The following is a 20,793-nucleotide window of genomic DNA, read 5'->3' as shown; positions in this document are numbered from 1 at the left end:
CCAGGCACGAAACAGAGATTTGCTGTTGCCTTTTTTGCCACAAAAGGAGCGGAACGATGCGCGTTGAAATCAGCAACAAGTTCATCATGGGATTCATCATCGTGGTGGGTTCCATCGTGCTGGTCAACCTGGTGGTCCCCTACCTGGGAATTCCCCAGGAATGGCAGCAGCTGTTCTCGGTGGGCTGCGCCATCCTGGTGGGCCTCGCCCTGGGCTGGGGTTTTTCCCGGGCCTTTACCGCCAATATCCGGGTGCTGACCGAGTCGGCCGAGCGGCTTCGCCAGGGGGACCTGTCCCAGCCGGTGCAGCTGCGCAGCACCGCCCTTCCCGACGAGACCCTCGACCTGGCCAATTCGCTGAACCAGGTGGTCGAAAGCCTGCGCGAGCTGGTGGGCAAGATCCGCTCCTCCTCGATCAGGGTGGCCGAGTCGGCCCAGGGGCTCTCCTCGACCTCGGAGGAAATGACCGCCTCGGCCAACGAGGTTGCCAACACTGTGGAGCAGATCAGCCGCGGCGCCGAGACCCAGGCCGAGATGATCGAGCGCTGCTCGCGGCTGATCAAGGAGATGGCGGTCTCCATCGAGCTGATCGCCTCCTCGGCGAAAAAGGTCGCCGCCTCGGCCAACGACACCGCCGGCACCGCCCAGCGCGGCGGGGAGATGGTCGGCACCGCCATCGGCAAGATGAAACAGGTGCTCGCCGACGTGGAGCGCAACGGCGCGCAGATGGGGTCCTTCGGGATGCAGGTGCAGAAGATCGGCAAGATCGTCGAGGTGATCACCGGCATCGCCGGCAAGACCAACCTGCTGGCCCTCAACGCCACCATCGAAGCGGCCCGCGCCGGTGAGTACGGGCGCGGCTTCGCGGTGGTCGCCGAGGAGATCCGCAAGCTGGCCGACTCCACCGGCCAGTCGGCCGGGGAGATCACCGAGCTGATCGAGGCGATCCGCGACGAGGGGCAGAAGGTGCAGGCCTCGATGAGCGAGAGCATCCGCGAGATCGGCGCCGGCCGGGATGCCATCAACACCACCGGCCAGGCCTTCGAGGAGATCATCCAGACCGCCCTGGTGACCCAGACCAAGGCCACCGGCATCGCCGAACTGGCGGAAAAGCAGACCGAAGGCTCCGCCGGCATGGTCAAGGCGATCGATGAGATCTCCCGGGTGGTGGCCGACAATGCCGCCGCCACCGAGGAGGTCTCCGCCACCACCCAGCAGCAGTCGGCCGCCATGGAGGAGATGGCCCATGCCGCCCAGGGGCTTTCGACGCTGGCCGAAGACCTGCTCGAGGTGGTGCGCCGCTTCGAGCTGGGCAACGCTTGAGGCGGCATGGAACAGGTGCTGACCTTTCGCCTGGGCGCCGAGCATTACGGCCTGGAGATCGCCCATCTGCAGGAGATCGTCGAATCGCCGCCCATTTACCAGGTGCCGCGGGGGGCCGACTGGCTGCTCGGGGCGATCAACGTGCACGGCAGCATTCTGCCGGTGCTCGACCTGGCGGCGCTGCTGGGCTTCGACAACCGGGAGCGCGACCCGCGGGTCATCGTCCTGAGCCGGGAGTTCGGCCGGCTGGCGCTGGCGGTGGCGGCCCTTGGCAAAATCGTGCCCCTCGACCCGGATGCGCTGTTGCCGGTGCAGCAGCAGGAGCAGCAGACCGCCTGCATCCGCGGGGTGCTGAACCTGGAGGCGGACATGGTGAATTTGTTGGACATGGAACGGCTGCTGGGCAGCCTGGAGAAGATCTGATCTGCCACAGGAGGGTCTTATGGCGGCAAGGGTACTGATCGTGGACGATGCCCTTTTCATGCGCAACATGCTCAAGGAAATCTTCATCGATGGGGGCTACGAGGTTATCGGCGAGGCGGGCAACGGCATCGAGGCGGTGGAAAGCTACCGCAGGCTCCAGCCCGACCTGGTCACCATGGACATCGTCATGCCCCTGCGCAGCGGCATCGAAGCTCTCAAGGAGATCATCGATGACGACCCCGCAGCCCGTGTGGTCATGTGCAGCGCCCTCGGCCAGGAGTCGCTGATCCTGGAAGCGGTCCAGGCCGGCGCCCGCGACTTCATCGTCAAACCCTTCAAAGCCGAGCGGGTGCTCGAGGTGGTGGGGCGGGTGGTGGCGGATTAGGATCTGAGCGCGGGGCCGGGTGCCCGTTTCCCAGCCTCTGGCTTCCGGCTTCGGGCTCTGCGGAGAGCAATCCATGGACATGTCCAAATACCGCGAGATGTTCCTGAGCGAATCCAGAGAGCATCTCAAGAAGATGAGCCGCCTGCTCATCGCCCTGGAGAAGAACCCCGCCGACCGCGAGGGGATCGACGCCCTGTTCAGGGAGGCCCATTCGGTCAAGGGGATGGCCGCCTCCATGGGCTATGAGCGCACCGCCGAACTGGCTCATCACCTGGAAGACCTGATGGACGGCTTCCGCTCCACCGGCGCCGTTCCGCCGCCGGCGGTCGACCACATGCTCGAAGGGCTCGACCTGCTCGAAGGCCTGCTCGGGGATGTCGCTGCCGAGCATCCGGAGCGGGAGGTGGCGGGGTTTATCGCCGGGCAGGGCAAGACTTCGCCGGCGCCCGCCGCCGATCCGCCTCCCAGGGGCCGGGAACAGGCCAAAGCTCCGGCCGTGGAGCCCGAGGGGAAGGCGGAAACCCGGGGCGCCGAGGCGGCGCGCAGCTGGCGGATCGTTGCGACCTTCGCCGAAGGGACGGTGGCCCCGGCCGCCCGGGCACTGCTGGCCCTGCGGGGTCTGGCTGCGCTCGGCACGGTGACCCACAGCGAGCCGGGCGAGGAGGCCTTGAAAAAGGGGGCTTCGCCCAGGGCCCTCGAGGTGCGGCTGCAAAGTGGCCGCGCAGCCGAAGAGATCGAAAAAACCCTCCAGGCGATGAGCGACATCGCCGAGGTGAGCCTGGTGGAGGTGGTGGAGCCTGCCGCGGCCGCCCGGACCCCACGCCGCGGCGAAGGCCACCGCACGGTGCGGGTTCGCACCGATCTGCTGGACACCTTTATCAACCTGACCGGAGAACTGCTCACCAGCCGCTACATGCTGCAGGCCGCTGCCCAGGCCGAGCGCTGGAAGGATCTGAGCGGCGGGCTCGACCAACTCGCCAGGCTGGTCACCGATCTGCACCACCACGTGCTGCAGGTGCGAATGACCCCGCTGGAGAGCATCACCGGACGCCTGCCCCGCCTGGTGCGGGACCTGGAGCGCAAGACCGGCAAGCAGGTCGCCCTGCGCATCGAGGGCGAGGAAGTCGAGCTGGACCGGGCGATCCTTGAGGAGCTGGCCGATCCGCTGGTGCACATGGTGCGCAACGCCGTCGACCACGGCATCGAGGAGCGCGGCGAGGTCCAGGTGCGGGCCACCAGGGAAAAGGACCTGGTGCTGCTCGAGGTAGCCGACAACGGACGTGGCATGGATCCGGAGGCGATCCGCCGCAAGGCCCAGGAGCGCGGTCTGCTCTCAGCGGCCCAGGCCCGCGGGATGCGCGAGCGCGACCTGCTGCAGCTGGTCTGCCACCCGGGGTTTTCCACCGCCGAGCAGGTGACCGAGACCTCCGGGCGCGGCGTCGGAATGGACGTGGTCAAGTCGGCCGTGGAGAGCCTCGGCGGTTCTCTGGAGATCCAGTCCCAGCAGGGCCGGGGCAGCCGGATGCTGGTCAAGCTCCCCCTGTCGGTGGCCATCATCCAGATCCTGCTGGTGGAATCGGACGGCTTCCTGGTCGGGCTGCCGATCACCAAGGTGCAACGCACCCTGGAAGTGACCCGGGAGGAGATCCGCTCCAGCGGCCGCCAGCTGGTCATCCGGCTGGGGGACGAAATGCTACCTCTGCTCTCCCTGCGCAAGATCCTGCGCCAGCCGAACCGCCCCTTCGGGGGAGGGATCCAGATCGTGGTGAGCGAAATCCGCGGGCGGCGCGTCGGCCTGGTGGTCGATCGGCTGGCCGGCCAGCGCGAAGTCTTCGTCAAGGCCCTGGAGTACCCCCTGAACCGGCTGCCTGGCGTGAGCGGCGCCACGGTGCTTGGCGACGGCAGCATCCTGTTCATCATCGATCCGCAAACCATGCTCGACGAACGGCCTGCAGGCGTATCGGCGGCCGCCCCGGGAGAAGCCCGATGACCTTTACCCATCTGACCGAGACGCAGCTTGACGCGCTCAAGGAAATCAGCAACATCGGCATGGGCCATGCGGCCACCGCCCTGTCGCAGATGATCGGGGACACCGTGCACCTGCGGGTTCCGCGGATCACCGTCAGCGAGATCGGCGCGGTTCCCGACCTGCTGGGCGGTCCGGAAAAGGTGGTGGTGGGGATCACCCTGCAGGTGCTCGGCGACGCCCGGGGCAACATCCTGCTGGTCTTTCCCCGGGAAAGCGTCACCCTGCTGCTGTCCCGGCTGGTGCGCAAGGAGTTTCGGGAGTCCGAGCTGGATGAGCTGAGCACCTCCACCCTCAAGGAGGTCGGCAACATCCTTTCCTCGGCCTATCTCAGCGCCCTGGGCAGCCTGCTGCACATGACCCTGATCCCCTCGATCCCCCTGCTGGCTTTTGACATGGCGGGTGCCGTTGTGGACAATATCCTCATCGAACTGAGCGAGGCGGGGGAGCTGGCCCTGATCGTGGAGACCGATTTCTGGGGCGACCGGCCGGATCAGGAGCCGATCAAGGGGCATTTCCTGCTGCTGCCCGATCCCCATACCCTGGATGTCATTCTCGAGGCCGTGGGAGGGGAGGGATGACCCCGCAGCTCAGGGTGGGAATATCCGAACTGCAGGTTGCGCAGGCCCCGGCCGAACTGGCCACCTTCGGCCTGGGCTCCTGTCTGGGGATCGTGCTCTACGACCCGGGGCAGAAGGTCGGTGGCCTCGCCCACACCCTGCTTCCCGCACCCCGGCAGGGGCGGGAGGAGGCGCGGCCGAGCAAGTTCGTCAGCACCGCCATTGGCCTCATGCTTGAGCAGCTCGAAGAACTGGGTGCCGCGCGGGAGCGGATCTGGGCCAAGATCATCGGCGGCGCCAACATGTTCGAATCGCTCCACCCCAGCCCCGAAGAGGGGATCGGCGCCCGCAACGCCCGCTGTGCCAGGGAGCTGCTTGCCGCCCTGGGGGTTCCCCTGCTCGCCGAGGATGTCGGCGGCAATTACGGGCGCACGGTGTTCTTCGACCTCGCCAGCGGCCAGGTGCTGGTGCGCTCGGTGCGCGGCGGGGAAAAGATCATCACTCTTTAAGGCGAAAGAGCGAATCCAGGAGTCAGAATCCAGAATCCAGGAAAATGCCGCATTTAATGGCTTATGCGTTTTCCTTCTGGCTCCTGGCTTCTGGCTTCTGTATTCTGGATACAATTTTTTCAAGGAGGAAGTCATGAAGCGGCTTTGCATTCTTTCCCTCGCCCTGCTGCTGGCGGCGCCTTCGCTGCTGCTCGCCCAGAAGGGCGAGTCCATCGGCCTGAGCGAGGTTGTTGCCACCCTGGAGGGTCCCTTCCGCAGCGGCGGTGACCCGCAGGCGGCGATCCACGATTTCCAGGGGGATTTCTTCCAGGAGTCGCGCATCGTTTCCCTCGACCGGCTGCAGCGCGGCCGCGGCCGCGTCTCGGTGAAATTTGACCGGGACCGCGGCGACCTGGTGCCCCGCGCCCTGTTCCGCTGGGAATACGACCAGCCGACCACCCAGGAGATCGTCTCGGACGGCAGCACCATCTGGGTCTACCTGCCGGAGAACCGCCAGGTGATCCGCTCGGAAATCGATTTCACCTCCCAGGCCCGGGCCAACGACCCGGTCACCTTCCTGACCGGACTGGGCAACCTCTCCCGGGATTTTCTGATCACCTGGGCTTCGCCGAACCAGGATCTGGTCGGCAACTGGGTGCTCGAGCTGCGCCCGCGTCGGGTATCGCCGATGATCGAGCGGATGCAGGTGGTGGTCGCCCGCGAGGCGGTGCTCGCCAAATCCCGGTCGGGGCAGACGGGGAGCGTCTTCCCGATTCTCTCGACCCTGGTCTACGACCCCAGCGGCAACAGCACGCTCATCGAGTTCAGCAATGTCCGGGTCAACCGCGGGCTCTCCGCGGGCCAGTTCAATTTCATCCTGCCCGCCGGCGTCGAGGTGCTGCGCCCCACCGGCGCGGAGATGGGCTTTTAAACCCAGAGGCGTGACGAGTGATAAGTAACGAGTAACCAGAAAAAGCTGAAAGCTGATCGCTGAATGCCGACAGCTGGCAACCGCCCTGGATTGGGACTTCCCATCCGGGGCGGTTGTGTGTTATAAGTCTTTGATTCGGTGGGGTTCTTCAGCCCGGCCGGGAGAATTTCGCGAGGGAGGGACAGCGATGCCCAGCTTTGACATTGTTTCCAAGGTCGACATGCAGGAGATCGACAACGCCGTCAACCAGGCCCGCAAGGAGATCGAGCAGCGCTACGATTTCAAGGGGACCCACAACGAGATCGAGCTGGAAAAGGAAGCCATGGTCATCCTGGCCGCCGACGACTACAAGCTGCAGGCGGTGGTGGACATCCTCAAGGGGAAGCTGGTGCGGCGCAACGTCTCGCCCAAGTGCCTCGATTTCGGCAAGAAGGAGCCGGCTTCCGCCGGCGCCGTGCGCCAGCGGGTGGCCATCGTGCAGGGGATTTCCAAGGACAAGGGCAAGGAGATCATCAAGCTGATCAAGGACTCCAAGCTCAAGGTCCAGCCCCAGATCATGGAGGACCAGGTGCGGGTCACCGGCAAGCAGATCGACGACCTGCAGCAGGTCATCCAGCTGCTCAAGGGCCAGGACCTGGGGGTCGAGCTGCAGTTCGTGAATATGAGATCGTAATATCTCAGGAGAAGGGAGAAGGAAGGAGGGAGATGGGAGCTGAAATACTCCTTTTTGCCTCTGGCCTTTTGCCTTTGGCCTGATTTCCGAAGGAAATCGCCTTGAAAAAACAGAAAGTCGCACTGGTCAGCCTCGGCTGTCCGAAAAACCTGGTGGACGCCGAGGTGATGCTCGGGCATCTGCCCGCCGACCGCTTCGAGATCATCACCGACGAGGCCAAGGCCGACATCATCATCGTCAACACCTGCTCCTTCATCAAGGAAGCCAAGGAGGAGTCGGTGGAAACCATCCTCGAGGTGGCCGACTTCAAGAAGAATGGGAACTGCCGCAAGCTGGTGGTCAGCGGCTGCCTGCCCCAGCGCTACCAGGACGAGCTCGCCCGCGAGCTGCCCGAGGTCGACCTGTTCATGGGGACCGGCGATGCGCCGCGCATCGTCGAGCTGCTCGATGCCGACCTTGAGGGCGAGCGGCTGCCGCTGGCGGTGGGCATGGCCGATTACCTCTACGACCACACCACGCCGCGGGTCAAGTCCTCCCCCTTCTACTCGACCTACGTCAAGATCGCCGAGGGCTGCGCCAACCACTGCTCCTACTGCATCATCCCGCAGCTGCGCGGCACCCTGCGCTCGCGCAGCATCGCCTCGGTGGTTGCCGAGGTGCAAAGGCTGGTCGCCGAAGGGGTCAAGGAGGTCAACCTGATCGCCCAGGACGTGACCGCCTACGGCGCCGACCGCGAGGACGGGGCGCGCCTCGAGGACCTGCTGGGCGAGCTGGTCAAGATCGAGGGGCTGCAGTGGCTGCGCCTGCTGTACGCTTACCCCGACGGCATCAGCGACGAGCTGATCGAGCTGATCGCCAGCGAGGAGAAGATCTGCAAGTACCTCGACGTGCCGCTGCAGCACGTGGACGATAGCATTCTCGCCATGATGAACCGGCGGGTGGACCAGGCGGCGATCCGCGGCCTGCTCGACCGGCTGCGCCGGCGGATCCCCGAAATCACCCTGCGCACCTCATTCATCGTCGGCTTTCCCGGGGAGACCGAGTCCCAGTTCGAGCGGTTGCTCGATTTCGTCAACGAGGGGCACTTCGAGCGGGTCGGGGTGTTCCGCTACTCCCGCGAGGAGGGGACCGCCGCGGCGGAGCTGGAAAGCCAGGTCCCTGAGCGGATCAAGAAGAGCCGCTACCAGAAGCTGATGAAGGCGCAGAAACGGGTCTCCTTCCGCAAGAACCGGGCCCTGGTAGGCAATACCGAGCCGGTGCTCATCGAGGGCTACAGCGAGGAGACCGACCTGCTGCTGCGCGGCCGCAGCATCCGCCAGGCTCCCGACGTCGACGGCCAGGTCTATGTCACCGCCGGCCACGCCGACATCGGCTCTATCGTGGCGCTGCGCATCACCGATTCCTCGGATTACGACCTGATCGGCGAAATCGTCGAATCCTGAAGGTCGTGAGGGGTGAGGCGTGAGGGGTGAGGCGTGCCGGCCGAGCCCCTCCGCTTTTTTCCCGTTTCGATTCCTGCCCTGCGGAGACCTCTCCTTGCCCTTCAATCGCCCTTTTATTGTTGTTTTGCTGCTGTTGATCGTCGCCGTCTTTTCCTTCCAGCGCTGGGGGGGGGAGGGTCGCGGCGAGGTGCGCCGTAGCCGCATCATCATGGGGACGGTGGTGGAAATTACCGCCCTGGGCGAAGATCAGGACGCTCTCGAGGCGGCGGTCAATGACGCCTTCGCCGAGATGAGCCGCATCGAGGGGCTGATGTCTCCCCATCTCCCGGGCAGCGACGTCGCCCGCCTGGCCGGGCCGGTCTCCTCCCTGGAGGTCTCGCCGGATACCGCCGCGGTCCTCACCCTGGGACTGCAGGTGGCCAGGGTCAGCGGGGGGGCCTTCGACATGACCCTGGGCCGGCTCAAGGAGCTGTGGGGGGTGGAGACGGAGAATCCCCGCGTCCCTGCGGCGGGCGATATCGCCGAGGCCCTGCAGGGAACCGGGCTCGAGGCCCTGCGTCTGGACGGGACCCGGGTGGAGAAAGGGGCCGTCGACCTGGCCGTCGATCTCGGTGGTATCGCCAAGGGCTATGCCGTCGACCGGGCGGCGGCGGTGCTGAAAAACGCCGGCATCGAGCGTGCCTCGATCAATGCCGGCGGCGACCTGCGCCTGCTTGGCGACCACCAGGGACGCCCCTGGCGGATCGGGATTCAGCACCCGCGCCAGGATCAGGTCATGCTCGCCACCCTGGCGCTGGCCGACACCGCGGTGGTCACTTCGGGGGACTACGAGCGGTTTTTCGAGAAGGACGGCAGGCGCTACCATCACCTCTTCGATCCCCGCACCGGTTACCCGTCCGCAGCCAGCCAGAGCGTCACCGTGGTGGCCGACAGCGCCATGTTGGCCGACGCTCTGGCCACGGCGGCCTTCGTGCTGGGGCCCGAGGCCGGGCTGGCCCTTCTGGAACAGTTCCCCGGCGCCGAAGGGATGGTGGTGGGCGCCGACGGGGTGCCCCACCCCTCGCCGGGGCTGAAGGAGCGGCTGTCGTGGCCCTGAGCCCGCTGCTGCGCCGCACCACCTGGCTCGACCGGGTGATCGTGCTTGCCGTATTACTGGCGGGGCTCGGCGGGGTGGTGCTGGCCGGCACGGGAGCTCGCGGCGAGCGGGTGGTGGTCGAGCGCGACGGCAAGGTGATCTTTACCGCGCCCCTCGCCGAAGAGCGCACCGCCCTCCTCGAGGGTCCCCTCGGGGCGGCGCTTCTTTCCATCCACGGGGGCAAGGTCTGCATCCTCGAAAGCCCCTGTCCTTTGAAGGTCTGCATCGGCATGGGCGAGGTGGCCCGCGAGGGGGAACTGCTGGCCTGCGTCCCCAATCACCTGCTGGTGCGCATCGAGGGGCGCGGGGGCCAGCGGCGGGAGGACTATGACCTCATCAGCCGTTGACCCTGTGGAGCTGCAGCGTTCCCGCCGGCGAATCTTTCTCGCCCTGTTTGCCGCCCTGGCGGTGGCCCTGCATACCCTCGAGTTTCTCCTGCCGTCCCCGGTCCCCTGGTTTCGCCTCGGCTTCGCCAACATCCTCGCCCTGACCGCCCTGTTTCTCTACGGCGGCCGGGCCGCCTGGGCGGTCAACCTGACCCGCATCGGGGTCGGCTCGCTGCTGCTGGGCAACCTGTTCTCGCCCGGTTTTCTGCTCTCGCTCGGTGGCGGGGTGGCGGCCACCGCGCTGATGACCGGCGCCCGCGCCCTGTTCGGCCGGCTGATCGGTCCGGTGGGCGTCTCGGTGCTCGGCGCCGCCGGCCACGCCGCCGGCCAGGTGCTGGTGGCCTGGCTGCTGCTGGTCCGGCACGACGGGCTCTGGCAGATGTTCCCTTTCTTCCTGCTCTTCGCCGCCGGCACCGGGGTGGCCAACGGCATCGCCGCGGACCTGCTGCTCGAGCTGCTGCGGGGGCACGCGGCCTTCCAGGGGGGGGAGGATCGGTGAAATCCCTGCTCTCCCTCATTCCCTACCTGCGGCGCTACCAGGGGGCCCTGTGGGCCGGGCTGGCCTGGCTGGCGGTCACCGACGCGCTGGCGCTGGTCATCCCCTGGATGCTCAAGGCCGGGGTGGACGCCATCCCCGCGGGGCGCCAGGGGGAGATCCCCATCTATGCCGCGGTCCTCGGCCTGGCCGCCCTGGTGCGGGGGGGGACCCGGATCCGTTCGCGGCAGAAGTATCTGCATGCCGCGCGGCGCATCGAACTCGACCTGCGCCGCGACCTGCTCGCCCGGCTGCTCGGCCAGCAGTCGGCCTTTTTCGACCGGCACCGCACCGGCGACCTGCTCTCGCGCTTCACCAACGACCTGGCCAACGTGCGGATGCTGGCGGGTTTCGGTGTGCTGACCATTCTCAACGCCGCCCTGGTCTATCTGTTCACCCTGGTGCTGCTGCTGGGCCTCTCGCCCTCGCTGACCCTGCTGGCGCTGATCCCCTATCCGCTGATGCTGCTGGCGGTCAAGTACCTGAGCCGGCACCTGCTGCATCACTCGACCCTGGTCCAGGAGGGGGTCGGGCAGCTCAGCGAGGCGGTGGAGGAGGCGGTCTCGGGGCAGGCGGTGATCCGCGCCTGCGGCCTGCAGGGGGTGCGCACCCGGCAGTTCGACGGGCTCAACGAGGAGTACCTGCGCCGCAACCTGGTGCTGGCCCGGCTGCGCTCGCTGGTGCTGCCGGTGATGACCCTGGTCGGGCCGCTGGGAACCCTGCTGGTGATCTATTTCGGCGGCGGCCGGGTGGCCGCCGGCAGTATGAGCCTCGGCGAGCTGGTGGCCTTCAACGCCTATCTGATGCAGCTCACCTGGCCGACCCTGCTGCTCGGCTGGGTGCTGACCCTGCTGCAGCGCGCCGCGGCCAGCATGGAGCGGCTCGGCATCCTGCTCGATCTGCCGGCCCCCGCTCCGGCGCCGGTGGAGGCCCCGCCGCGGCAGGCCCCGCGGGTCACCCTGCGCGGCCTCGATTTCGCCTACGCCGGCTCCGCGGTACTGCGCGAGCTGCAGTTCGAGCTGCCCGCCGGGTCCCTGGTGGGGATCGCCGGGCCGACCGCGGCGGGCAAGACCACGCTGCTGCGGCTGCTCGCCGGGCTCTACCCCCTGCCCCCGGGCAAGCTGTTCATCGACGATGAGGACCTGGCAGGGCTCGAGCCGCGCGGCTACCGCCGGCGGTTGGCCGCGGTCCCCCAGGAGGGGCGGCTGTTTTCCGGGAGCGTGCGGGAGAACCTGCTCTACGCCTCCCCCGAGGCGGGCGAGGAGCGTCTGCGCCAGGTAAGCCGCCAGGTGTGCCTGGAGCAGGAGATTGCCGGCTTCGGGCAGGGTTACCAGACCCGGGTGGGCGAAGGGGGGATGACCCTCTCCGGCGGTCAGCGCCAGCGGGTCTGCCTGGGACGGGCGCTGGTGCGCGACGGTTCGCTTTGGCTGCTCGACGACCCCTTCAGCCACCTCGACGCGGCCACTGCGGAGGCGGTTTGGGCGCAGCTGCGGCCACAGCTCGCCGGACGGACTGTGCTGCTGGTCTCCGGACGGGTCTCGCTGCTGGCGCAGACCGACCGGATCCTGGTGCTCGAGGCGGGCCGCCTGGTTCAGCAGGGGACTCACGAGGAACTGCTGGGGCAGGACGGGCTCTACGCACGGCTGGCTGAGCGGGAGCGCCTGGAGCGGGAACTCGAAGGATTCACCCGGGAAACCACGGAGGCGGCCCGCGGGGCCGGACGCTGAGCGGATGCGGCACGGGATTCACGACGGCGACGAGATCACCGGGCGTCACCTCGACTGGCGGCTCTACCTGAGGTTTCTCGGGTTGCTGCGGCCCTATCGCTGGCCGGCGCTCGCTTCGCTGGCGCTGCTGCCGCTGGTCGCGGTGGCCAAGCTGGCGCAGCCTTACCTGCTTAAAATCGCCATAGACAGTCACATCGTGCCGGCCCGCCTGGAGGGGTTGGCCGGCCTGGCGGCGTTGTTCATGGCGGCCCTGCTCGCCGAAAGCCTGCTGCAATTCTGCCAGAGCTACCTGGTGCAGGGGGTGGGGCAGCGGGTCATGGCCGACCTGCGCCGGCATGGGTTTCGCCGCCTGCTGCGGCTGCCGGTCGCCTTCTTCGACCGGCACCCCTCGGGACGGCTGGTGACCCGGATGACCAGCGATGTGGAGAACGTCGGCGAACTGTTCGGCTCGGGGGTGGTCTCGGCGCTGGGCGATGTGCTTACCCTGGTGGGGATCGTCTCGATCATGCTCTGGATGGACCTGGAGCTGTCGCTGGTGGCGTTTTCGGTGATCCCGCTGCTGGCGCTCACCCTGCTGCTGTTCCGGCGCCAGATGCGCGGGGCCATGCGGCGGGTGCGCTCGCGGCTGGCCGGGCTCAACGCCTTTGTCGCCGAGCGCATCGCCGGGGTGGACGAGGTGCGCCTGTTCGGCCAGGAGCAGCGCACCCTCGACGAGTTCGAGGAACTGCAGCAGGACTACTTTGCCAGCACCCTGCGGGTGGTCAACTGGGACGCCATCCTCTATGCCGTGGTCGAGGCCCTCGGCGCCGTGGCCATCGCGGCCATTCTCTGGCGGGCCGGCGGCGAGGTGGTGGCCGGGGCGGCGACTTTCGGAACCCTGGTCGCCTTTATCGAGTACGTGCAGAAATTCTTCGCTCCGCTGCGCGATCTCTCGGCCAAGTATTCGGTGATCCAGTCGAGCAATGCCTCCCTGGAGAGGATTTTCGACCTGCAGGACCAGCCTCTCGAGGCGGCGGGGCGCCCGCCGGCGGGGGGCCATAACGGGGTGCGCCTGGAGGGGGTGAGCTTCAGCTACGACGGGACCACGCCGGTGCTGCGGGGCGTGGATCTGGAGATTCCCCCCGGCCGCACCCTGGCCCTGGTGGGCGATACCGGAAGCGGCAAGACCACCCTGGCCCGCCTGCTGCTGCGCTTCTACCCGCCCGACGCGGGGCGCATCCTGCTCGGCGGCGAGGACCTGGCCGAACTCGACCCGGCCGAGGTGCGGCGGCGGATCGGCTGGGTGTCCCAGGAGCCGTTTCTGTTCGCCGGAACCCTGCGGGAGAACATCGACCCCGAAGGGCGGCTGGCCGAGCCCGTGTTGCACGAGGTGCTGGAGAACTCCGGCGCCGCGGCGGTGGTGGAGCGCCTGGGGGGGCTGGACGCCAGGCTCGCCGAGCGGGGGCGCAACCTGTCGGCCGGCGAGCGCCAGCTGCTCTGCCTGGCGCGGGCCCTGGCCGGCGAGCCGCAGCTGCTGATCCTCGACGAGGCTACCAGCCGCCTCGACATGGTGACCGAGCAGGTGGTCGGGCGTGGTCTGGCGGCCGCCACCCAGGGGCGCAGCGTGCTGCTCATCGCCCACCGGCTGGCATCGGCCCGGCACGCCTCGCAGATCCTGGTGCTGCGCGCCGGGCGGGTTCGCGAGCGGGGTACCCACGAGCAGCTGCTGGCGGCCGACGGGCTCTATGCCCGCATGTGGCGCCTGCAGAACCTGGGGCTGGGCAACGGCGCCAAGGAATGATCGCCGTTCGGCTGAGGGTCTGAACCGGGCTTTTTTGTTTTATACTTCGTTTGCGGCCGCGAATCATCCGACGGATCGGTCGGATCGGTCCGATCCGTCGGATCTGACGCGGCCGCAAAAGACCAACCCCATTGCCAGAGGCTCCACCATGAACCTGCCCAGACTGCTGTTCGTCCCGCTGCTGCTTCTGCTCTTCTCCTGCGCCCCGCCCCGGGGGCCGGCGCCGCTGGATGAGGCCGCGCTGCGTGCCCAGCTGGCCGCCCTGCCGGGTGGCGAGGCGGGCCAGGCCGGGCCTCCGGGCATCCGTTTTCCCGGCGAGAGCCTCTTTCCGCATCTCTCCGCCCTGCCCCGGGCCGACGAGGCCGAGGGGCTCGGGGCGCTGGCCGCGCTGCTGCGGGCCCATCAGGGCACATCCTGGCAGGCGGTGGTGCGGGCCGCCACCGGGGTTTCCGCCGAGTACGACCTGGTGCTGGCGCAGAAGCGCGCCGAGCTGCTGGAGCGGTATTTCAGGAAACAGGGGGTCGATGCGCAGCGCCTCGCGATCAGCGCCGAGGCCGGGGAGGGGGCGCCGCTGGAGATTGTTTTGCGGCGGGATTAGATAAGTGGAGAATCCAGAATCCAGAAGAAAGCCTAAGGATCGGTGCATTCCCTTCTGACTCCTGAATTCTGGATTCTGAATTCCCGGGTTATTTCAACAAGGGTTCCAGGTGCTCGGGGGCGAATTCGTAGTGCTGCTTGCAGAATTCGCAGGTGACCGCAACATTTTCCCCCTTTGCCAGCAGTTCGCGCAGTTCGGGCTTGCCCAGTCCGGCCAGCATGCGCAGCACCTGCTGCTGGCTGCAGCTGCATTGGAAAGCCAGGTCGATCTGCTCTTTCACGGCAAAGGGGATCCCCTCGAGCAGCAGCTCGAGAATCGCCAGGGGTCCGCGCCCCTCGTGGAGCAGGTCGGTGGTCGGCGGCAGCGCCGCCAGGCGCTGCTCGAGCAGGGGGATCAGCGATTCGTCGCCGCCGGGCATGGCCTGGACGATGAAGCCGCCGGCGGCGGCCACCGAGGCGTCACCCCCCAGGGTGACCCCCAGTGCTACGGTGGAGGGGACCTGCTCGGAGGTGGTCAGGTAGTAGGCGAGGTCCTCGGCGATCTCGCTGCTGTAAAGCTGGACCATGCTGCGGTAGGGCTCCTTGAGGCCGAGGTCCTTGACCACGTGCAGAAACCCGGCGCGGCCAACGGCCCCGGCCACGTCGAAGCGCCCCGCCTTGGGCGGCAGGCCGGCCACGGGGTTTTTCAGCGAGGCCCGCAGGTGCCCCTTGGCGTCGGTTTCGGCATGAAGTTTCTGCAGCGGCCCGTTCCCCTCGATCATCAGGGCCAGGCGCTGCTCCCCCTTGAGCAGGCTGCCCAGCAGGGCGGCGCCGGTCACCAGGCGGCCGATGGCCACGGTGGCGGTGGGGTCGGTCTGCTGGCGGCGGCGGATGCCCTCGGTCAGTTCGGTGGTGACCGCGGCCATGGCGCGCAGGGACCCGTCGTTGCTCAGGATGCGGACCAGCTGGTCTTTCATGCTCTGCTCCTTGCACTTGGTGCTGCCGGGGAGTAACCGCCTTACCCGGCTTGTCTGTTCATGAAGGTTGGGTTATTATTGCCGTTTCAAACCATGCTTCTGGCAGGGCGCATGTTACCGGAAGCGCCCCTGCCTGACAAGCTTCTTGCCAGGAGGAGTCGATGAAGATCATTCTGCCCGTGGCGGGCAAGGGAACCCGCCTGCGTCCCCACACCCATACCAAGGCCAAGTCGCTGGTGCACGTGGCCGGCAAGACGGTTCTCGAGCACATCATCAGCCGGCTGATGATTCTTGGCGCCGACGAGTTCATCTTCATCACCGACGAGAACGGCAAGCAGATCGAGGATTTCATGGCCGCCAAGTTCCCCGCCCTCAACTGCAGCTACACGGTGCAGAAGGAGCGGCTCGGCCCGGCCCACGCCGTGGCCTTGGCGGCGCCGCGCATCGCCGAAGGGGACGACGTGCTGGTGGTGTTCAACGACACCATCTTCGTCACCGACCTGGAGCAGATCCCCTCCCTGTGCGCCGAAAGCGACGGGCTGATCTACTCCAAGGAAGTTGAGGACTACCAGCGCTTCGGGGTCAACGTGGTACGCGGCGGCTACATCGTCGACATGGTCGAAAAGCCCGACACCCCCATTTCGCGCCTGGCCCAGGTGGGGCTCTACTACCTCAAGGACGGCCGGCGGTTCATGGGTTACCTCGAGGCGACCATCGCCGCCGGCGACAAGGTCAAGGGGGAGTACTACCTGCCGTCGGTGTTCATGCGCATGATCCAGGACGGCCTGAAGTTCCGTGCTCCCGAGATCGATGCCTGGCTCGACTGCGGCAAGCCAGAGACTCTGCTCGAGACCAACCGCTATCTGCTGCGCGGCCGGCACCACGTGCATGGCGAGGTGCTCAACACCGTGCTGATCGAACCGGTGCACGTGGAAAAGGGGGCCATCGTGCGCGGCTCGATTCTCGGCCCCAACGTCTCGGTGGCCGCCGGCAGCGTAGTCGAGGAGAGCATCATCAAGGACTCGATCATCAACGCCAACAGCAAGGTGCGCGACCTGATCCTGCACAGTTCGATCCTCGGCGACAGCGTGACCCTGATCGGCTCGCCGCGGCGGATGAATATCGGCGACCACTCGCTGATCGAGATGGAAGGCTGACCCAGACCGGTTCCGGGCCGGCGGCCCGGGCTCTTCGCCCGGGTTTCCGTCCGTCCCGGAACCCTCCCCCCCCTGTCGCCTGCCGCCGACGGCTCCGGGATCGGAGCAGGCGGGCCCCTGGCCGGATTTCGCCGGTTCGTTTGTCGGCCGAATCCGACACATTTCTCTTCCGGCAGTTGGCGCGGGCCGCGTCCGCTTTCGGTCCCATCCCGTAACCATCCGAAAAATCACCTTAAAACAGATTGGTACGCTGGTTGCTCCTGGGATTACCGCAAACGGCGCCGGCACGGCGCGAAGCGAAAGGAGTTGCGGAATGCTTGGGCCTTTGGAGAGAACCTTGGTGCTGGGGGCAACCCTGGTCCTGACCGCCTGGACCGGCGGTTTCCTGGCGATACGGATGGACTGGCCCTGGGCCCTGCTGGCGACGGGCTACCTGGGGGGCTTTGCTCTGGTCGCCCTGGCGGCCTTCCTGTCTCGCCATCCCGATTTCGAGGAGGAGTAGCGGAGGGGGGCAAGTCGCCCGGTGGCCTGGGGAGGTTTCCGGCTTTGCCGGTTGGAGGAGAACATGGGTAACACGGCTCGATGGATCCTGCTCTGCGCGCTGGCCGGCTGGGCTCACCCCGCCTGGGCAGTCCAGACCGAGGCCTGCGCGTGCAATTTTTTCCTCTCGGCACTGGCCTGCGCCTTTGCCCTGGCGCTTTGCGTCCAGTTCAGCTACCTGGCCATGCGCCGCCTGCTCAAGGCCCGGGCCAGGCGCGAACCCCCGATAGCTCCCCCGGCCCCCTGAACTGCGGGGGGCGCGGCGGGCCCGCTCAACCGGCCCGGCTCCCCAGGCACAGCGCGGCGTAGATCCGCGCGGCGGCCTCCACCTCGGGCAGCGAGGTCTGCTCGTCGGGGGTGTGGGCGGTTTCCAGCGACCCCGGGCCGAGAATCAGGCAGGGGACGCCGGCCTCGAAGAACAGGTTGCCGTCCGAGTGGGAGCGGAAGGCGTCGAACCTCAGGGGCAGGTTGAGGCGCGGATAGATGGCCTCGAGCACCTGGCCAAGGCGGTTGTCGCCGCCGATCTGGTAGCCCCGCGAGGCGAAGTCGAAGCTGACCTCCAGGTTCAGGCCCTCGACGAACTGGCCGGCGTTGGCCAGCCGCTCCCGCATGGCCTGCTGGACCTGGGCCGGGTCGGTCTCGGGCGGCAGGTGCAGGTCGATCAGGGCCTCGCAGCGGTCGGGCACCACGAACCCGGCCCGCGAGGAGCTCATCTCGCGGATCGAGTAGACGATGTCCGAACTCTGCCGGTCGAACAGCGGGTCTTTGCCCAGGTGCAGCAGCACCCGCAGCATCGACTCCACGGCGTTGTGCCCCAGTTCCGGCAGCGAGGAGTGGATGCGCCGCCCCTGGGTGGTCAGGGCCGCTTCCAGGTAGCCGTAATGACTGAAGCAGGGGGCCAGCGAGGTCGGCTCGCCGATCACCACCCAGGGCGGTCGGCGGGTCTGCAGAAACTCGGCGCTGCCGTCGCCGTTCTCCTCCTCGCCGACCACCAGCAGCAGCCCCACCGGCGGGCGCTCTTCCGGCGGCAGGCTGGCCAGGGCCAGCCAGGCCTCGACCATGGCCGCGCAGCCCCCTTTCATGTCGGCGGTGCCCAGCCCGCGCACCACCCCCCACTCCTCCCGGGGCCCGTACTCCTCCAGGTCCCAGGCTGCCACCGTGTCGACGTGGCCGACCAGGTAGAGCTGCGGCTCACCTTCGCCCATCACCAGGTGCAGATTGTAGCGCGCCTCCTCCACCGGCTGGCGTTCCACCGCGAAGCCGGCCCCGGCAAGCACCTCCTCGAGGTAGAGCTGGACATCCTCTTCCTTGCCCGAGGGCGAGTAGATCTCCACCATCTCCAGCAGCAGCCGCCGCACCCGTTCGGGATCGATGGCACTCCAGACCCTGTCCAGCAACTGGTCGCTCATTCGGCGCGCTCCTTCCTGCGCCGCGAGCGGCGCGAGAGGTTGAGGGTCATGTAGACGTGCTGCTGAACGTTGCCGAAGCCCTGCTTCTTGAAGAAGCGGATCCCTGCCTCGTTGTCGGCGTCGGTGTCGATGATCATCATGCGCACCCCCTGGTCGACCATGCGCCGCTTGATTTCGCGGAACAGCTTATCGCCCACCCCCGCCTTCTGCAGCCCCTTGCGCACCCCGAGCCAGACCAGGTAGCCGTATTTCCAGGCCGAGTTGGCCTTGTCCACGGTGGTGCCCAGGGCAAAGCCGAGCAGCTCCTCGTCGGCCTCGGCCACCAGGCACAGCTCGCTGTCGGAATTGAACAGGGTGGTGATCTCGTATTCGTCCCAGGTGCGGTACATGCTGGGGGAGTAGTCGGAGGTGAAGACCTCCTCGCCCATGTGGAACACCTCGGAGAAATCGTCGATGGTCATTTCGCGAATGCGCAGCCGGTCGCTGCCCGAGTCTGCCTCTTTTTCCATGCTGCCGGACCTCTTCGTGGAGTAATTTCAAGTGCCAGAAGTATAGCAGATTAAACCGGCTTGCACCGCTTGTTCTTGCATCTCGAAGGGGGTATGATGACAGATTGCCGTAAAGGCTGATAAACCGCTCGCGCAAAGGATCCGCCAAGACCATGACGACCATCCAAAACCTGCTCCCCTACCTGATGCCTCCGCTGCTCGGGGCCTTCATCGGCTACGTGACCAACTACATCGCCATCCGCATGCTGTTCCGCCCCCTGCGCCCCTGGCGGGTCCTCGGCGTGCGCCTGCCCATGACCCCGGGGATCATCCCCGCCAAGCGGGGCGAACTGGCCATGAAGATGGGTGAGATGGTCGGCAGCCACCTGCTGACCAGCGAGGACGTCGGCCGGGCTTTGGCCAAGGAGGGGTTCCGCCGCGAGCTCAAGGGGGCGGTGAGCGATAAGCTGGCCAACTTCCTCGACCGGGAACTGGGCACCGTCGAATCCCTGGTCCCGGGCGAGTTCAAGGCGCGCTTCCGCGACCTGGCCGGCCTGCTGCGCTGGAAGGCGCTCAAGGCGGTGTTCGACTACCTGGAGAGTCCCGAATTCGAAATCCGCCTGCGCGAGTTTCTCGACCGCAAGGGGGACGAGGTGCTCTCCCGCGACCTGGAGAGCTTTCTCAGCCCCGAACGCTATGCCGGGCTGCGCCGTCACCTCGACAGCCGCCTCAGCGCCTTTCTGCAGTCCAAGCAGGTGGGGGTGGCGGTGGCCCGCTTCGTGGACGGCAAAACCGAGCAGTGGCTGCAGACCGACCGCACCATCCGCGAGCTGCTCCCCGCCGACCTGGTGGAGGTGATCCTCTCCCAGCTCGAGAAGGAGATCCCGCCGCTGCTGGAGAAGTTCGGCGGTCTGCTCTACGACCCCGAGTTCCGCCGCCGCCTGGTGAAAAAGGGCAAGGAGGCGATCGAGGGCTTTCTCGATTCGCTGGGTGGGCTCACCGCCCTGCTGGCCGGCTTCATCAACCTCGATAAGCTCTACGAGCGCATTCCCGAGTTTCTCGACAAGGCCGGCGACGAGATCGCCCGCTGGCTGCGCGAGGAGAAGACCCAGGCCCAGGTGGCGCTGATGCTGCGCGAGCGCATCGACGCGCTGCTCGACCGCTCGCTGAGCGAGTACCTGGAGAAAGTCCCCTACGAGAAGGTCGCCGGGGTGCGCCGTTTCGTGCGGGGCCGGGCGGTGGAGCTGGTGCAGAGCCGCCGCGCCGCCGACTCGCTGTTGAATCTTGCCGAGCGCGGCATCGACCGGGTCAAGGACCGCTCCTTCCGTGCGCTGCTGGAATCCGCCCTGCCCGAGGGGGGGCTGGAACGGGGCCGCAGCCTGCTCGCCGAGCGCCTGCTCACCCTGCTGCGCGCTCCCGAGGCGCGCCGGGCGCTGGAGGCGCTGCTGGCCGAGAAGTTCGAGCAGTGGCTGTTCCAGCGGCCGCTGGGCAAGCTCTCGGCCCGGATTCCCGCCGACGTGCGCGAGGAGCTCGAGCAGGGCCTCTATGGCCAGCTGGCCGAGCTGCTGAAGAAGGAGGTCCCGCCGCTGGTGGAGACCCTCAATGTGCGGCGCATCGTCGAGGACAAGGTCAATTCCCTCGACCTGCTGCAGGTCGAAGGGCTGCTCATGGGGATCATGAAGGAGCAGTTCAAGTACATCAACCTGTTCGGCGCCCTGCTCGGTTTCCTCATCGGCCTGATCAACCTGTTCGCCCTGCAGCTGGGATAGCGCCTGCCGGCGAGCCCCTGGCGGAGTTTTTGCAGAACACCTCTGAACCCGCAGCAAAGCTGGA

At 67.2% G+C, this 20,793-nt stretch carries 22 protein-coding genes; 19 read left to right on the top strand and 3 right to left on the bottom strand.

Translation table 11 applies throughout. The features are described 5' to 3' along the window. Positions 1–56 precede the first annotated feature (56 nt). The 15 genes from DESUT3_RS19910 (at position 57) to DESUT3_RS19840 (ending at position 14,411) form a co-directional block, all read left to right on the top strand. A complete protein-coding gene (locus DESUT3_RS19910; protein ID WP_221250240.1) occupies positions 57–1,322 on the top strand; it encodes a methyl-accepting chemotaxis protein in 1,266 nt (421 codons plus the stop codon). 6 nt (positions 1,323–1,328) lie between these two features. Next, positions 1,329–1,745: a chemotaxis protein CheW gene (locus tag DESUT3_RS19905; protein ID WP_221250239.1), complete on the top strand. Its 417-nt coding sequence runs from the start codon at positions 1,329–1,331 to the stop codon at positions 1,743–1,745. 19 nt (positions 1,746–1,764) lie between these two features. After that, positions 1,765–2,130, top strand: a complete 366-nt coding sequence (locus tag DESUT3_RS19900) for a response regulator (RefSeq protein ID WP_221250238.1) — start codon at positions 1,765–1,767, stop codon at positions 2,128–2,130. A 73-nt stretch (positions 2,131–2,203) separates the two neighbouring features. Then, a complete protein-coding gene (locus DESUT3_RS19895) occupies positions 2,204–4,120 on the top strand; it encodes a chemotaxis protein CheA (protein WP_221250237.1) in 1,917 nt (638 codons plus the stop codon). Continuing rightward, a complete protein-coding gene (locus DESUT3_RS19890) occupies positions 4,117–4,737 on the top strand; it encodes a chemotaxis protein CheC (RefSeq protein ID WP_221250236.1) in 621 nt (206 codons plus the stop codon). Before DESUT3_RS19895 ends, DESUT3_RS19890 begins: the two co-directional genes overlap by 4 nt. After that, a complete protein-coding gene (locus DESUT3_RS19885; protein ID WP_221250235.1) occupies positions 4,734–5,225 on the top strand; it encodes a chemotaxis protein CheD in 492 nt (163 codons plus the stop codon). Before DESUT3_RS19890 ends, DESUT3_RS19885 begins: the two co-directional genes overlap by 4 nt. Before the next feature lie 133 nt (positions 5,226–5,358). After that, positions 5,359–6,135 carry a LolA family protein gene (locus DESUT3_RS19880; RefSeq protein WP_221250234.1) on the top strand — a complete coding sequence of 259 codons (777 nt, stop codon included), beginning with the start codon at positions 5,359–5,361 and terminating at the stop codon, positions 6,133–6,135. A gap of 187 nt (positions 6,136–6,322) precedes the next feature. Continuing rightward, entirely contained in the window at positions 6,323–6,808 is a 486-nt protein-coding gene (locus DESUT3_RS19875; protein WP_221250233.1) for a YajQ family cyclic di-GMP-binding protein, read from the top strand. 95 nt (positions 6,809–6,903) lie between these two features. Beyond that, the gene (rimO, locus tag DESUT3_RS19870; protein ID WP_221252609.1) at positions 6,904–8,250 is read left to right on the top strand and encodes a 30S ribosomal protein S12 methylthiotransferase RimO; all 1,347 of its coding nucleotides are present in this window, start codon (positions 6,904–6,906) and stop codon (positions 8,248–8,250) included. A gap of 94 nt (positions 8,251–8,344) precedes the next feature. After that, positions 8,345–9,346: an FAD:protein FMN transferase gene (locus DESUT3_RS19865; protein ID WP_221250232.1), complete on the top strand. Its 1,002-nt coding sequence runs from the start codon at positions 8,345–8,347 to the stop codon at positions 9,344–9,346. Next, on the top strand, positions 9,337–9,732 hold the full coding sequence (locus DESUT3_RS19860; protein ID WP_221250231.1) for a NusG domain II-containing protein: 396 nt from the start codon (positions 9,337–9,339) through the stop codon (positions 9,730–9,732). The genes DESUT3_RS19865 and DESUT3_RS19860 overlap by 10 nt, the downstream gene beginning before the upstream one ends. Continuing rightward, positions 9,713–10,270 (top strand): Gx transporter family protein, encoded by a 558-nt coding sequence (locus tag DESUT3_RS19855; RefSeq protein WP_221250230.1) that lies wholly within the window; start codon positions 9,713–9,715, stop codon positions 10,268–10,270. The genes DESUT3_RS19860 and DESUT3_RS19855 overlap by 20 nt, the downstream gene beginning before the upstream one ends. Beyond that, entirely contained in the window at positions 10,267–12,033 is a 1,767-nt protein-coding gene (locus DESUT3_RS19850) for an ABC transporter ATP-binding protein (RefSeq protein ID WP_221250229.1), read from the top strand. Before DESUT3_RS19855 ends, DESUT3_RS19850 begins: the two co-directional genes overlap by 4 nt. Before the next feature lie 4 nt (positions 12,034–12,037). Then, positions 12,038–13,813, top strand: a complete 1,776-nt coding sequence (locus DESUT3_RS19845; protein WP_221250228.1) for an ABC transporter ATP-binding protein — start codon at positions 12,038–12,040, stop codon at positions 13,811–13,813. Positions 13,814–13,961: 148 nt separating this feature from the next. Further along, positions 13,962–14,411: an OmpA family protein gene (locus DESUT3_RS19840; protein WP_221250227.1), complete on the top strand. Its 450-nt coding sequence runs from the start codon at positions 13,962–13,964 to the stop codon at positions 14,409–14,411. An 88-nt stretch (positions 14,412–14,499) separates the two neighbouring features. Here DESUT3_RS19840 and hslO read toward each other — a convergent pair whose 3' ends face one another. Further along, complete coding sequence (hslO, locus tag DESUT3_RS19835) at positions 14,500–15,366, bottom strand: Hsp33 family molecular chaperone HslO (protein WP_221250226.1); 867 nt, start codon at positions 15,364–15,366, stop codon at positions 14,500–14,502. A gap of 161 nt (positions 15,367–15,527) precedes the next feature. Between hslO and DESUT3_RS19830 the strand changes: the two genes are divergently transcribed. The 3 genes from DESUT3_RS19830 to DESUT3_RS19820 all read left to right on the top strand — a co-directional run bounded on the left by DESUT3_RS19830 (position 15,528) and on the right by DESUT3_RS19820 (position 17,310). Continuing rightward, entirely contained in the window at positions 15,528–16,523 is a 996-nt protein-coding gene (locus tag DESUT3_RS19830; protein WP_221250225.1) for a sugar nucleotidyltransferase, read from the top strand. A 313-nt stretch (positions 16,524–16,836) separates the two neighbouring features. Continuing rightward, positions 16,837–17,025: a hypothetical protein gene (locus DESUT3_RS19825; RefSeq protein ID WP_221250224.1), complete on the top strand. Its 189-nt coding sequence runs from the start codon at positions 16,837–16,839 to the stop codon at positions 17,023–17,025. Positions 17,026–17,088: 63 nt separating this feature from the next. Then, complete coding sequence (locus DESUT3_RS19820) at positions 17,089–17,310, top strand: hypothetical protein (protein ID WP_221250223.1); 222 nt, start codon at positions 17,089–17,091, stop codon at positions 17,308–17,310. Positions 17,311–17,335: 25 nt separating this feature from the next. On the opposite strand, the gene DESUT3_RS19815 is transcribed toward DESUT3_RS19820, so the two are convergent. Both DESUT3_RS19815 and DESUT3_RS19810 read right to left on the bottom strand, forming a co-directional pair. Next, a complete protein-coding gene (locus DESUT3_RS19815; protein WP_221250222.1) occupies positions 17,336–18,472 on the bottom strand; it encodes a M20 family metallopeptidase in 1,137 nt (378 codons plus the stop codon). Continuing rightward, positions 18,469–18,981, bottom strand: coding sequence for a GNAT family N-acetyltransferase (locus DESUT3_RS19810; protein ID WP_221250221.1), 513 nt, complete (start codon positions 18,979–18,981; stop codon positions 18,469–18,471). The genes DESUT3_RS19815 and DESUT3_RS19810 overlap by 4 nt, the downstream gene beginning before the upstream one ends. Positions 18,982–19,133: 152 nt before the next feature. On the opposite strand from DESUT3_RS19810, the gene DESUT3_RS19805 reads away from it, so the two are divergent. Next, positions 19,134–20,729 carry a DUF445 family protein gene (locus tag DESUT3_RS19805; RefSeq protein WP_221250220.1) on the top strand — a complete coding sequence of 532 codons (1,596 nt, stop codon included), beginning with the start codon at positions 19,134–19,136 and terminating at the stop codon, positions 20,727–20,729. The last annotated feature ends 64 nt before the right edge of the window (positions 20,730–20,793 follow it).

This window comes from Desulfuromonas versatilis (assembly GCF_019704135.1).
GTDB lineage: Bacteria > Desulfobacterota > Desulfuromonadia > Desulfuromonadales > NIT-T3 > Desulfuromonas_A > Desulfuromonas_A versatilis.
This window is presented reverse-complemented; position numbering and strand designations above follow the sequence as displayed.